We start from the raw sequence: 13,154 nt of genomic DNA, 5'->3' as shown, positions 1-13,154 counted from the left end.
GCGACACGAGAGCCCAGTAACCAAAGGCTCTCGTGTCGCCCACCCCACAATAAATAGTTGGATATTTTTTTATTTAGGAAGTCCCTTAACAATTAGCGTGCATCAGACATGGGATAGAGTCTGTTTCACTAGTTATATCTAAATAAAACTCCTACATAACCCAAGACTCATGCACGCTATATAAATGATCAAATGGATGTACTAGCCAGCCGCCGACCAAAAATCGTTATTTAATCCCTGCCAGTTGCCGATAAGGTACAGACTTTTCGATATCGATGTTGAATGACGAGATCCTTTGTGGGGCATTGCCAGTTGCATTGATACTTTGTGCCATAGACAAGAATAGAGACGGATCGCCAGCCTTGGGCTTTTGCTCTTGTGGGAGGAATCTGCGTACTTCTACCTGCCAAATGATTTGGGGGAAACCCAGTTTGGCACGGTGGTAATCTTCATATCGCGGAGATTTGATGTTGAATGGCAACTCACCCTGAGCGCGAGATGGCAGTATCCGACGGCGCTGATAAGGCACTATGGAGTATCCAAAATTGCTCAGGTACTCTTCAGTATTGAGTACTTCATCAACAAAGCCGACAATACCCTTGGTAGCGACTACAATTGACCAAGCGATTTTTTCCCGCTCGTTGTATGGGTCGCGTCCTAAAACGCGCTGGATTACTTGCTCAACAAAGCGATAATTATTGTTGAGGTCGTAGAAGCTTTTCTTAAAGGTATTGGAAAGCAGCAACCCACGAATAAAGTCCCGCACTGTAATTTGTCTATTACGGAGTTGGGACTCTAGGTTTATTTCACGATCGGCAGCAAAGGCATAAAAGAAAATTTGACGATATGCTGCTTCGATCAGATCACCTAAATCTGACGGAGAAAGCAGATTGTCTGTATTAAAAAGCCTGGGCTGTTCATCACCCGGTACTTCATACGCAGCTACACGCTGGTTTTGACTTGAAGGGTCATATCTTAACAGAGGAATTGCCACTCTAAAGCCTCCATGTTCTTAATTAAAGTTAACAACTTTAAATCACATATTAAGGGAGTGGTGGGATCATAACTTCAGATTCTGATAAAATTTCACGAAACTTAACTATGGGTAATTTAAGTATTCGGATGAAAAACGTTTACTCTGCTGGATTCACCCCATAGTTAATCAATAAAGGGAGTGGAGCTTCCAACTTAATGACCAAGTAAATGACTAAAAACTTTGTTCACATATTTCAGATTAAGAGATTCAGTTTCACTTTTTTTAACTGAAGCAATAACTTTTAACATTTAGCAAAAGAAATTAATGAGATTGGGGATTGGGGATTGCGGATTGGGCATTGGGAGCATCTCAGTGAAAGCAAATATACCAGATGAGAAAGAAAATTCTTGCTCCCTCTCCTTGTTAAGGAGAGGGTTGGGGTGAGGTTTACAAGGCTTTTTACACTCATTGAGATGCTCCCTTGGGGATTGGGCACTTGTACTGACTTTGCCTGCCCTGAGCTTGCCGTACCACTTCGTGGAAGCAAGCTACGCGTAGCGTCTCGTAGAGAAGGGTACTGAGCGGCGCGTTGCCCTGAGCTTTGCCGTACCACTTCGTGGAAGCAAGCTACGAGTAGCGCGATGCCCTGAGCTTGCCGTACCACTTCATGGAAGCAAGCTACGCGCAGCGTCTCGTAGAGAAGGGTCTCGTAGAGAAGGGTCGAAGTAGCGTTGCTGTTGGCGTGGTCACTGAGCCTTGCCGAAGTCTAGCCTCTCCTAGAGAAGTATTGGGGATTGCATTAGTATTCTCCCTCATCTATATCTGCTTCCCCCTGCCTCCTGCCTCCTTCCTTGACCGATCCAAAATTCTAGAGGATCTATGGTTGATTTACAGTGAGGCCAGCTACGCAAAGTTGCTTCCCTCCCTACCTCCCAGTCGGGTGGCTTAAATCCCAGTCCTAAGCATAGATGAGATAGGATGCTAGCAAACTGCTGATTGTGACCAAAGTCTCCTAGATGGGCATGGGCGTATTCATGAACGACTACACCAAACCAGTCTCTAGGTGCAACTCGACCGACATCTACCAAAATCGTGATTGGGTTTGTGAGAATGTTGCACAGCCCGTCTATGCCGAAGGATTGAGCTATGGGTACTGCAAAAATTTGGATATGGCGACGCTGTTGGGGATGAAAGCACTCATGACAAAATTCTAGATAGGCGTTGATCTGAGCATTAACGGTGTTAATATTTTCACCGATCCAAGTGCAAATGGGGATGCGATCGCGCTTGTTTTCAAACACATCCACCATACCCGGTTCTAGAGCAAGTCCCTGTACGAGATGCAGATAATCTCGCCCACGAGTAAAAGCGTCAGTCTGCTGGAGATTATTCACCATCCCAAAACAGAATAAAACTCTCTTTTTTCCAGAACATCCTGCGCTTGTCTTTCTGTTACTTCTTCTGTGCTGGCAACCTCAACAGAAGTTTCAATCCGTGTTTCAGTACAAAATGATGCCGTGCTGAAGCCGCCAAAGCGTTTGACTGTACTGGTTCGCAGTCGCATATTTGGGCTACCAAACCAGAATCGCTCAATGGAACTCATTGTTTCGTATTCGGTTGTCAACACTAGTCCATCTTCATCATCCATGTGAAAAAGACCGACTACAGGCATAATTTCGGCGTAGCCTCTTTCGCGGAGTAATTTGCCAGCCCTTGGGTTATCGCCATCAGGCACGATCGCAAATATGGTTTTCCCTTGATGGTTATCTTCACCCTCTCTATCCCAAGCCATTGTACCTAGCCAACGCACACGCGACCCTCCTACTGAAAGGCTGGGGTCAATCTGATGATACTGGCATAGTTCAATGATTTCTGAATGATCGGCAGCTAGAGTTTCTACCTGTATATCCGATTCTCCCGTCTCTGAGCGCTTGAAGGCCAGATGATGAGTTGCACGTTGCGATCGCCACTTACCAGCACTTAGCTGAAAAAATTCCATTGCGTCTATCAATCTTCTGACTCCTACTTACTCCTGCGGATGATCTTTTACGAGCTCTTTCTTTTTTAAGTTGTTAGTATCTAAACATTACAGCGATTAGCGGTCAGCTTCAATAAACTCCCTGCAAAGGGAGAGGCAGATGTGTTTTTCGGGAATTGTAAACTTTTATTATAACGATTTCATATAGCTTGTTTATCTAATAGACATCTCCAGAAATTAAATATGCGTTACCCATAACCCTTGTAGAGACGTAGCAGTGCTACGTCTCTACATTCTTTTTCACTCCTATGTCTAATACCGAAATCATCCGGCGCTACGTGACCTATGGACTGTTGGCTAGAAGGAGAAGTGCTTTTGCGATATCAACCACTACCTACGCTGTGATCAACTACAGCTTAGTTATGGGCAGTACTGGCCTTTTGGATGAGTGGGGTATTGCAGTCGCTGGCGAAGTTTATCGATCTTTGGGTCTGCCTACTGCTCCTCACGTTACCGTGTAGACTTACAATTCGCGGTTTGCAGGTGCAATAATGCAAGTTACAATTTAAAACGATGATCCCGGAATGTTGTTACTTGAAAAATAAGCAATTTAAGTATTGTAAAACTTTAAACAAAATATAGTCTAATCTAGTGACCACTATTTAAGCGTGTGTATGCTGAAAGTAGAGCTGCTTAAAACTAAGTTGCACTCTTTCTGACTATATTTGACTATGCGATTTGGAACTATATACACTAAAAGGATAAATAACAGTAGCCTCTAGACCGTGATGTTCTAATTGGTGAGAGAATATTAAATTAACCATCACAAAAGTTTAAATTCATTGATCATGACAAAAATCCAGTTTTCTAGAGGTCTTGACGAAGAAGTAATTCCAGACGTGCGCCTGACGCGATCGCGCACTGGTGACAGTGGCACAGCGACATTTATTTTTACAAATCCGAAGATTTTAGACCAAGGTAGCACCGAAGATATTACCGGGATGTACTTGATTGACGAAGAAGGGGAGATAATTACCCGTGAAGTTAAGGCTAAATTTGTCAACGGCAAACCGGAAGAATTAGAAGCACTTTACGTAATGAAATCTGCCCAAGAATGGGATCGGTTTATGCGTTTCATGGAGCGGTATGCTGAAGAAAACGATCTGGGACTGAGCAAAGCTGAAAAATAGGGGATTGAGCATTGGGCATTGGGCATAAGTAATTATTTTCATGTCCAATGTGCTATTTACCATGCCAAATTAATCCTTATCAAAAGTTAAAAGCTCAACCGATGATACAACAACCTCACCCAGACTCACCTGGAATTATGATAACTTGTGCTGTGGTTACTGTCAGCGATACACGCACTTTTGAAACAGACAAAAGTGGGCAGCTAATTCAGCAATTACTCCTTGGTGCTAACCATGTTGTAGGAGCGTATACGATTATCAAAGATGAACCAACACAAATTCAAGGGCAGATAGAAAATCTCGGTAAAAGCTCAAATTTGGATGCTGTAATTTTCAATGGAGGTACAGGTATTGCACCAAGAGATACCACCTACGATGCGATTGAGAAGTTGCTGGAGAAAACCTTGCCAGGATTTGGTGAATTATTTCGTTTTTTAAGTTATCAAGAAATTGGTTCGCGAGCGATCGCTTCTCGCGCCGTTGCTGGTGTTTATCAAAAGAAATTAATATTCTCGCTTCCGGGTTCCAGTAATGCTGTGCGACTAGCAATGGAAAAATTGATTTTGCCCGAACTCACTCACTTGGTAAATCAGGTTTGTCAGGTGGTAAAATGAGCAGCCCTTCAGAAAGTTACCATCTTGACACTGTTTGCGCTTGCGTCTCCCCTTCTGGCTAGCGCCAAGGGAGAAGTCTAAAAAATGCGGCTACGTTGCTGTTTTTCAGGAGTCTTTGGCATTTTTCTGTTAAATTTTGTAAAAACAACAGATCATGCTCTGAAATTATCCCTTCTATGTTTACATCTTGAGCCGATCCAGAATTATAGTGAAATGAATCAAATATTTATATTAGGTAAGCAATGGAATTTATTCAGTGGAATTGCATAATTGCTCACGGCATCACTGCATTTTCATACTTTGGCATCCCTACATTAATAGGGGTTTTCTTTGTCAAAACTAAGGCAACTATCCCTTCTAAGTTTTGGGTAGCCTTTTTGTTATCAGGTGGATTCGTACTATTTTGTGGATTTCATCACCTTCTGGCGGTCTTCGAGCCATATATGGCAGTGTCGCTGCTACACTTATGCGTACTCGACTTAATGGCGTTTATTTCCTTGTCTGCTTTACTCTACCTGATGCCAACCGCTTATCAAATTGTAGAGGCGATCGCTAAATATCAAGAAGATATCCGCAAACTTGAGCGTAGCCAGCAAATACAACGGCTATTCTTAGATCAGGGACCGTTTGCTGCATATATCAAAGATGAGCAATCTAGAATGCTCTACTACAACCAGGAGTTACAGAATAGATTTTCGATAGATTCACAACAATGGCTGGGGAAAACAGATAGCGAATTCTTGCTAGATGCAGAAGAGGGACGGCGGATAATGGAAAATGATCAAATCGTTTTGAAGATTCTAAGCCCCTTGAAGCTGATTGAAGAGATAAAGATAGCTGGTAAGGATCAGCCCTGCTACTGCCTATCGTTTAAGTTTCCGTTTAGCGATAATGTAACAGGCGATCGCCGCCTTGGTGGGATTAGTATTGATATTACAGAATCTATAGAAGCACAGCGATGGCTCGCTGATCTAAATTGGCAGCTAGAAGAAAAAACACTGAAATTAGAGGCAACAAAACGAGAACTTATATATCTCTCAGATATGGCGGATATGTTGTCTTCTTGCGAGTCTGAAGATGAGGTGTATAAAGTGGTCGCTTTAACCTGTTCTCATCTATTTCCTACTATGAGTGGTTCTATTTATATAATTGCTAATTCCAAGAATTATATTGAGAACAAGAGTCTTTGGGGAACTGAACAAAGCAGTAAAGAAATATTTTTACAATCTGACTGTTGGGCATTCCGGAGAGGTAAATTAAACCTTTTATCGCCTCGTATCTCAGGACTGATGTGCAGCCACTTAATACAGCCTATTAGCGGTGCACATTTATGTATTCCATTGCTTGCACAAGGGGAAGTAATTGGGATTTTACACATCTATGCGCCAGAAGAAATCAGTTCAGAAGATCAAGAAATTACTGAGATTATTGCTAGAACCTTAGCCTTTGCACTGAATAATATATCGATAAACCAACGTCTAAACTATGAAAACTTGCGGGATCCGATGACGCAACTATTCAATAAAAACTATCTGGAAACCATAACGGATCAGAGGCTAGCGGAAGCTGAACGATCGGGAGAATCTCTTAGTGTTATTTTCCTTGATATCGATAATTTCAAATCTTACAACTCGCGCTATGGGCATTTAACAGCCGACATTGTTCTCAAGGGATTAGCAGAGCTGCTGTTAAAATCTATTCGCTCCTTTGATATTCCTTGCAGATGGGGTGGTGAAGAATTTGTAATTGTGATGCCTAACATACCGCTGGAAACGCTCAGGAAGCGAGTAGAACAACTTAGGCTAGATATTGAACGAATGCAATTGAAGAATGGCGATCAAATCCTCGAAGGCATCACTGCTTCTTTTGGAATAGCTGTATCAGAACCAGGTATTACGATTAAGGATTTGCTGAATCGGGCAAATCAAGCAATGCTTGAGGCCAAACGAACAGGCAAGAATCGAGTTTTGGAGTACGTAGACAACTATAGTAATCCTACTTGAATCTTGCTCAGTATACTGAGAAGTCAAGCTTTGTATGTCAAGCTTCTAGGCAGCTTGATTGTTCAAAAATCAAATAGGAGTCCTATATAATTAATTCGGGTTTCACCTTTATATCCGGGACTTACGCAAACAATAGCGGAAAAGAATGATTTTCACGTAGGGGCAATACCCTGCGGTCAGCTAAAGCTACATGAATTGCCCCTACTGTAGATTTTGCGTAAGTCCTAATATCAAACCCAAAGCTTTCGTGTCGCCCACCCCACAAGAAATTGTTGAGTATTTTTTTATTTGTCAGTCCCATAACTAATTACCCGGACATGAGATAGAACTAGTATTTGATTTTTGAAATGTACGTAGTGGAATGTCTAGGCTAAAATAATGCATTAGACGTAGGTTGGGTGGAGCGGAGCGCAACCCAACTGATTATTAGGATGTTGGCTTTGGCAAAGCCTCCAACGCCACTTGCTACAACGCGGGAAACCCGCGCAACGCAGTGGCTCCCCAACCTACAATTTTTTTCCAACATTCTAGCCAAGAGGGGCTACTACAAGACTACCGAAATTTTTTCAGAAATCAAATATGATTCCTATATTACTTAATTGCTCGATTCGGTTTAGTAAGATTTCTATTATTTGACGCAATTTTTTTCTGAAATTCTTAGCTTTATCCCAATTTATTGAAGAGATACGTTTAATTTGTGATTAGACTCTATAAAGGGAGTTAAAGATAATAACTCTACTACATCAGCCGTATCTCTTCATACTCTTTTTTGCCTAAGGGATTGCTTGTAGTTCACCAAAAGATTTGCAGCCTTTAACCTAGAGGCGCTCTTATATTTCGCAATAACCCTCCAATATTGGTAAATTCAGCAGTATTATTCAAAGCTCTTAGGGAATTTGTATCACCTTTGTCTACGATGGTATTGTAGGCATTAATTGCCTCATTGAGTTTAGTCAGATCGACACCGTTCTGGCTTGTTACCAGACCATTGAGGCTCAAGATTAAATCGGTTGTGGATTGAGGATCAGGCCCTGTTAACGCCAGCCTTATGGAACTATTCGCAGCACTAGGATCAACTCCAGCTGCCAACATAAATGCGAGAACAATGTCTGCATTGTTAGCCTTATCCCGTGGACCAACTATTTCAAAATTAAGTCTTTCCCCATTACCTTTCTTGAATGTAACAACCTTTGTTACAGTTTCTATTGATGAACTACTAGGGGTTCGGATTTGAAGAGGAAGTGTAGCTATCTTACCACCAGTTTCAACAGAAATAGAGCCTTTAACACGTAGTGTAGTAATTGTAGTCCTTACATATCGAATTGCAGCCGCTAAAGTGGCAAAACTTTCTCTCCGACTACTACCTGTTGACAACGATCCCTCACCAGGAACTGGCGCTTCAGTGCTATTCACAATTACCAAAACCCGACCAGGAACTGGCGCTTCAGTGCTATTCACAATTAGAGGACCCACCGCCCCAACCAAAGCGGCAATTTTTTGTTGTGTCAAACCGCCAGTTTGTAAGGTGACAACAGCCCTTTGTGCAGATGTATTCAGAATATTTTGAATATTTGGCGGCACACTAATTTTAAGTGTTCCACCACTATTAGTCACTGTAATGTTGCCAAATTTTGTTATGCCACCATTTTGAAGAGTGACAGGCACAGAGAAAATGGTACCACTTGCGGCACCGGAGTTATTACCACTTATATGACCACTCATTCCCCCACTCTCCGTCTGCCCGGGCGAGAGAGGGAAAGCTTGGTTTGGCAATTGCCAAGTGGGCAAAGAGAAAATAGTACCACTTGCGGCACCGGAGTTATTACCACTTATATGACCACTCATTCCCTTACTGTACGGAGGGACAGCTTGGTTTGGCAATTGCCAAGCACTCAAAAGTAGAGGACTCAGACTAAGAGCAAGGATTACAGACTTGATTTTGATCATAGTGATTCTCTCAAAATAAAGGGATTTACTTGGGCAAGAAATTAAAACCATAGCTGACACTCAAAAATACGGCACTACCACCAGTAGTCCGATCCGTCAGGTCTAAACCCTCAAGCTGAATCGTCAGAGGAATAGTTTGGACAGGAACGAAAGAAACCCCAGCGTTTAAAGCTACTCCACTCCAAGATGCACCGATACCTACTTGAGGATAAATTTGCAAACCCACGCCTCCAAATATCCCAACTTCGTCATTTCCTGAACGGAAGTTGCCGCCTCCCACTCCTACGCTAAGTGCCAATGGCATCAGATTTTGAGCATTGTTAGGTTGCAACAGGGAGACACTTGTAACTTCACCATAGACACTAGAATCAGCCACTCCTTCATTCCCATACTGGGCAAAGGTATTCCAGCCAACAGCTGCCGCAATTTGATTGGTACTACCAGCATAGAGAACACGGTGGGCTTTAAGATCGAAGGTTCCATTATCACCAAAGTTTTTGATACTACCTTCGTTGAAGGCGACTTCTAAACCAATTAACTTCTGGCTATCTCCCAAACCAAAACCCGCACTTATACTCCCATCCAAACCACTATTGCCATTGGGATCTCTGCGAGTTGCTCCTGCTGCTTGCACGAAAAAGTCTCCCCAGTTCGCTCCGAAAGCACTGGGAATTCCAAAGCTAAGGCTGGGAGAATAGCTTTGTTTACCAGCTATGCTTCCTAACAAAGGTAACAAAGGCTTAATTTTTAGCCTTTGACGTAATTCACTATCATTTAATTGAGTCTGAGAGTCAGCAGAGGGAGTTTGAGCTTGTAATAGAATTTGAGAATCACCTTGGTTTGGTGATATCATAAGCATCTGTGCTGGACTGAGATTTGAAGAGTTTACTTTCGGAAAAACAATCGCTTGTTGGGTTTGAGTGTTGGCTGATTCAGTTAAAGATGCACTCTGTTGTTTTTCAAAAATAATTTTCTTCTCTAAATATGGAGTCTGTTGTTCTTGAAAAACAATATTATCTTCAGCAACTGCGGGATTGGCTGAAATACCCATTAATGCTGTGAAGAAAGTTACCAGACTTGCCCCTAAGATGTAGCAAATATACTTAACGACAGTCAGTTGATAAATCTTCTTGCTGTTGAGCCTTTTTTGTTTTTTATCCACTTAATACTCCTCAGACCTAAATAACTCTGTAGTTGATCGAAATTCATACTAAATCTGTAATTTGATCTTCATAAGTTATCGTAGAATCGCCTATAGGTCGTTTACAATGTTATATTTCACACTTAAGTGTTTACTACATACTCAGTCAATTTTCTATGGACTTATATCATAGGAGCAGATATGTAATAGTGACAAGATCAATAAATCACAAAGTTTTTCCAAGGGCGATGCCCTTCTCTACGAGAAGTGTGAGCTACGCCTACGCTAATTAGATTTTCCGTACAATCTAGTTATAAATAATATTTGTTTTAAAAAATACCATTGCCAACTTACGAGGTTCAACACCTGTAGAAGCTTGAAAGCGAACCGTATTGGAAGTGGTAGAGCCTTAATTCATAATTCCTAATTAAAAAAACAACTCCCTGAAGATGTGGGAGTTGTCATTTTGTGATTCGAGCAGTTTTTCAAACGATTCAGAATGGAGTGATGCCCTTCTCTACGAGATCCGTCTCGTAGAGAAGTGCGGGCTGCGCCTACGCCAAGCAGATAGTAGCCAATATAGCAGCGATGACATAAAATACTCCAACTACCTGTAATTCTGACCAGCCAGTTAGTTCTAAATGATGGTGTAAGGGTGCCATTTTGAAAAGACGTTTACCTTTGCCATCAGGGCCTTTCGTGGCTTTGTAATAACTTACCTGTGCCATCACTGAAAGGGTTTCTACGAAGAAGATACCACTGAGAATGAACAGAGCTACTAAGGTGTTTGTTAATAGCGCTACAGCAGCTAAAGCTCCTCCCAGTGCTAAAGAACCGGTATCTCCCATGAAAACGCGGGCTGGGTTACGATTATGGGCTAAGAAACCTAAGCATCCACCACTTAAAGCAGCACAGAAAACCATCAACCCAGGTGCTGTAGGTGCGACTAAAGCACCTAATGCCAAAAGTGCGATCGCTACTGTTCCTGCTGCCAAGCCATCAATACCATCTGTTAAATTAGTAGCATTACTTTCTGCAACTAGCACAAAACCAGCTAAAGGCCAAAATAGGAATCCTAATGGTAGTGTAAAACTTACCCAAGGCAAAGCAATATTTGTAATATTAGAAGGTTGATTAAACATCAGCCATAGACAAAACACAGCTGCAAAACCTAACTGCAAAGCCAGTTTCGTTGCGGGGGATATACCTTTATTTGATTTCCGGCGCAGAATTTGCCAATCGTCGAGCCAGCCAATTAATCCGTAACTGATTGTCAATGCCGAAACGGCAAGCACATCCGTAGCAAAGTTAGACAATATACAGGCAATTATCACACCTACAGGTACAAAAAATATACCTCCCATTGTTGGGGTGCCTGCCTTTTTTAGATGTGCTTGGGGTCCATCTTCCCGAATTATTTGTCCAGTTTTGAGTGCTTGAAGTAGGGGTATTACCCAATAGCCTACGACACCTGAACCCACCGCACACAATAATAGTGGCAGGGTTAAGGACATACTTTGCCAGGGTAGCCGATTGGCGATCGAATCCAAATAAAATGCTGTTGTAGCTAGCCCTACGGCTAATAAAGAGGCTAGAGCGATTCCAGAAATATTTAATCCTTGCTCAGGAGATAATTTAGCGTCCACAGAAGTTTCCCTTCACTCCACACTTAATAAAACTGAATACCAGGAACTAGGGATACAACCAAGTCCCTAACCTGAAAAGGCTAATCATCAGCGATTCCTATATCGTCATTATCATCAAGGTCGTAGCCAATTCCATCTTCTACACCGATTAAGGAGTCTATTCCTTCTGCGTCATCTTGAAAATCCGGTTCGTGAATGTCACGCGCGATGATCCGACCGTTGGTTTGCAACCAGTCCAACAAAAAGGACTCTAACTTTAGGGGGATGACATCGGCTCGTTGGTTACGGGCTACTTCACGTAATGGAGAGTTCAACATATCAAGTCAGGACAAGAAAAGGTTTACGTAAGTTGACATTTAGAGTCTATCACTTGACATGGATTTATTTAGTTATCTTTTCAACCCTTTGGTTGATAAATCCGCATTCCGATAGAATTTTTTTATTTAATAGACGTATGGCTGACGTCAAGGGATTATTAGTAATTTTTATGGCTCTACACATAGGCGATGAATATCTTGTTTATGCTGATGGAAGGTGAGTGATTTTTGAGGTGACAGGCGATGATCGGAAAAGCGGCTCTTATAGATGCGATCGCACTTACAAATCGCGGTTTAGTGGCGACCGAACTACAGAAACAGGCTATTTTAGCTGCGATCGCCAATTTAGAAGACTTTAATCCTACACCCCGTCCAGTGGAAGCTACTAATTTACTAGATGGCGATTGGCGATTACTATACACCACCAGCAAGGCTCTTTTAAACTTAGATCGTCTACCTTTATGCAAACTGGGTCAAATCTATCAGTCTATTCGGGTAGATACTACCAGTGTTTACAATATAGCTGAGATTTATGGCTTACCTTATTTGGAAGGATTAGTTACAGTTGCTGCTAAATTTGAGCCAGTTTCAGGTCGGCGTGTCCAAGTGAAATTTCAGCGTTCTATTATCGGCTTACAACGTTTAATAGAATACAATTCTCCGGTAACTTTTATCCAACAAATTGAAGCAGGTAGAAAATTTCCGGGGATTGATGTTGTCATAAACAGTGATAAACAACAGGGCTGGTTAGATATCACTTATATAGATAACGATCTGCGGATCAGCAGAGGTAACGAGGGAAGTGTGTTCGTATTGAGGAAAACATAAGTTTGTGCAAAAATACTGGTTGCGAACAAAAGTACACTATAACGTGTACCTTGTCAAGTAGAGTCTAATACAATTTTAAATTTTAGATGTGCTAAGGGAGTGGAGATTGGGGGAGGGAGGATGGGGACAAGGGAGACAAAGGGGACAAGCAGAATAACCAATGCCCAATGCCCCATCCCCAATACCAAATTCAGACAAATAACTTAACAAAGACTCTTGGTGCGACCTTCAGGTTGTAGAGTGAAATCAATTAGCCCTCTAGATTGGCGATTGATAACTATAAAGGGAAAATAATCATGGTTCAACGTGGTTCTAAAGTACGTATTCTCCGCCCTGAATCCTACTGGTTTCAGGATTTAGGAACTGTGGCTTCCATTGACCAAAGCGGCATCAAATACCCAGTAATTGTCCGCTTTGACAAGGTAAATTACTCTGGTATCAATACCAACAACTTTGCCCAGGATGAATTAGTAGAGGTTGAAGCACCAAAAGCTAAAGCACCTAAAAAATAAGC

At 41.9% G+C, this 13,154-nt stretch carries 13 protein-coding genes; 6 read left to right on the top strand and 7 right to left on the bottom strand.

Going from position 1 to position 13,154, the window contains the following annotated elements; genetic code table 11:
* Window positions 1-226 precede the first annotated feature (226 nt).
* From ACYTXL_RS06845 to ACYTXL_RS06835, 3 genes are all read right to left on the bottom strand, one after another.
* Window positions 227-994, bottom strand: coding sequence for a phycobilisome rod-core linker polypeptide (locus ACYTXL_RS06845; protein WP_461922526.1), 768 nt, complete (start codon window positions 992-994; stop codon window positions 227-229).
* 794 nt (window positions 995-1,788) lie between these two features.
* The gene (locus ACYTXL_RS06840) at window positions 1,789-2,373 is read right to left on the bottom strand and encodes a hypothetical protein (RefSeq protein WP_461922525.1); all 585 of its coding nucleotides are present in this window, start codon (window positions 2,371-2,373) and stop codon (window positions 1,789-1,791) included.
* A complete protein-coding gene (locus ACYTXL_RS06835) occupies window positions 2,367-2,984 on the bottom strand; it encodes a phycobiliprotein lyase (protein ID WP_461924047.1) in 618 nt (205 codons plus the stop codon). The genes ACYTXL_RS06840 and ACYTXL_RS06835 overlap by 7 nt, the downstream gene beginning before the upstream one ends.
* A 278-nt stretch (window positions 2,985-3,262) precedes the next feature.
* Here ACYTXL_RS06835 and ACYTXL_RS06830 point away from each other — a divergent pair, with 278 nt between their 5' ends.
* The 4 genes from ACYTXL_RS06830 (at window position 3,263) to ACYTXL_RS06815 (ending at window position 6,761) form a co-directional block, all read left to right on the top strand.
* Window positions 3,263-3,475: a hypothetical protein gene (locus tag ACYTXL_RS06830; protein ID WP_461924044.1), complete on the top strand. Its 213-nt coding sequence runs from the start codon at window positions 3,263-3,265 to the stop codon at window positions 3,473-3,475.
* Between the two features lie 327 nt (window positions 3,476-3,802).
* Window positions 3,803-4,144 carry a photosystem II reaction center protein Psb28 gene (gene psb28 / locus ACYTXL_RS06825; protein ID WP_461924043.1) on the top strand — a complete coding sequence of 114 codons (342 nt, stop codon included), beginning with the start codon at window positions 3,803-3,805 and terminating at the stop codon, window positions 4,142-4,144.
* A 101-nt stretch (window positions 4,145-4,245) separates the two neighbouring features.
* Entirely contained in the window at window positions 4,246-4,758 is a 513-nt protein-coding gene (locus ACYTXL_RS06820) for a MogA/MoaB family molybdenum cofactor biosynthesis protein (protein ID WP_461924046.1), read from the top strand.
* Between the two features lie 242 nt (window positions 4,759-5,000).
* Window positions 5,001-6,761, top strand: a complete 1,761-nt coding sequence (locus tag ACYTXL_RS06815; RefSeq protein ID WP_461924042.1) for a sensor domain-containing diguanylate cyclase — start codon at window positions 5,001-5,003, stop codon at window positions 6,759-6,761.
* Between the two features lie 813 nt (window positions 6,762-7,574).
* Here the strand turns inward: ACYTXL_RS06815 and ACYTXL_RS06810 are convergent.
* The 4 genes from ACYTXL_RS06810 to ACYTXL_RS06795 all read right to left on the bottom strand — a co-directional run bounded on the left by ACYTXL_RS06810 (window position 7,575) and on the right by ACYTXL_RS06795 (window position 11,812).
* Window positions 7,575-8,708, bottom strand: coding sequence for a hypothetical protein (locus tag ACYTXL_RS06810; RefSeq protein ID WP_461924041.1), 1,134 nt, complete (start codon window positions 8,706-8,708; stop codon window positions 7,575-7,577).
* Window positions 8,709-8,733: 25 nt separating this feature from the next.
* Window positions 8,734-9,870, bottom strand: coding sequence for a hypothetical protein (locus ACYTXL_RS06805; protein WP_461924040.1), 1,137 nt, complete (start codon window positions 9,868-9,870; stop codon window positions 8,734-8,736).
* A gap of 533 nt (window positions 9,871-10,403) precedes the next feature.
* On the bottom strand, window positions 10,404-11,495 hold the full coding sequence (gene mraY, locus ACYTXL_RS06800) for a phospho-N-acetylmuramoyl-pentapeptide-transferase (protein WP_461924039.1): 1,092 nt from the start codon (window positions 11,493-11,495) through the stop codon (window positions 10,404-10,406).
* Window positions 11,496-11,575: 80 nt separating this feature from the next.
* Window positions 11,576-11,812 (bottom strand): DUF3134 domain-containing protein, encoded by a 237-nt coding sequence (locus tag ACYTXL_RS06795; RefSeq protein WP_461924038.1) that lies wholly within the window; start codon window positions 11,810-11,812, stop codon window positions 11,576-11,578.
* A gap of 243 nt (window positions 11,813-12,055) precedes the next feature.
* Between ACYTXL_RS06795 and ACYTXL_RS06790 the strand changes: the two genes are divergently transcribed.
* Window positions 12,056-12,640 (top strand): PAP/fibrillin family protein, encoded by a 585-nt coding sequence (locus tag ACYTXL_RS06790; RefSeq protein ID WP_461924037.1) that lies wholly within the window; start codon window positions 12,056-12,058, stop codon window positions 12,638-12,640.
* A 296-nt stretch (window positions 12,641-12,936) separates the two neighbouring features.
* Window positions 12,937-13,152 carry a photosystem I reaction center subunit IV gene (locus ACYTXL_RS06785; RefSeq protein ID WP_229451189.1) on the top strand — a complete coding sequence of 72 codons (216 nt, stop codon included), beginning with the start codon at window positions 12,937-12,939 and terminating at the stop codon, window positions 13,150-13,152.
* Window positions 13,153-13,154 lie beyond the last annotated feature (2 nt).

Source organism: Nostoc sp. (assembly GCF_054880495.1).
This window is presented reverse-complemented; position numbering and strand designations above follow the sequence as displayed.

What these genes read in the sequence shown, in the direction of transcription:
- ACYTXL_RS06790 (WP_461924037.1), top strand. Translation starts at nt 12,056, where the DNA reads ATGATCGGAAAAGCGGCTCTTATAGATGCGATCGCACTTACAAATCGC.
- ACYTXL_RS06820 (WP_461924046.1), top strand. Translation starts at nt 4,246, where the DNA reads ATGATACAACAACCTCACCCAGACTCACCTGGAATTATGATAACTTGT.
- ACYTXL_RS06815 (WP_461924042.1), top strand. Translation starts at nt 5,001, where the DNA reads ATGGAATTTATTCAGTGGAATTGCATAATTGCTCACGGCATCACTGCA.
- ACYTXL_RS06830 (WP_461924044.1), top strand. Translation starts at nt 3,263, where the DNA reads ATGTCTAATACCGAAATCATCCGGCGCTACGTGACCTATGGACTGTTG.
- psb28 (WP_461924043.1), top strand. Translation starts at nt 3,803, where the DNA reads ATGACAAAAATCCAGTTTTCTAGAGGTCTTGACGAAGAAGTAATTCCA.
- ACYTXL_RS06810 (WP_461924041.1), bottom strand. Translation starts at nt 8,708, where the DNA reads ATGATCAAAATCAAGTCTGTAATCCTTGCTCTTAGTCTGAGTCCTCTA.
- ACYTXL_RS06795 (WP_461924038.1), bottom strand. Translation starts at nt 11,812, where the DNA reads ATGTTGAACTCTCCATTACGTGAAGTAGCCCGTAACCAACGAGCCGAT.
- ACYTXL_RS06840 (WP_461922525.1), bottom strand. Translation starts at nt 2,373, where the DNA reads ATGGTGAATAATCTCCAGCAGACTGACGCTTTTACTCGTGGGCGAGAT.
- ACYTXL_RS06785 (WP_229451189.1), top strand. Translation starts at nt 12,937, where the DNA reads ATGGTTCAACGTGGTTCTAAAGTACGTATTCTCCGCCCTGAATCCTAC.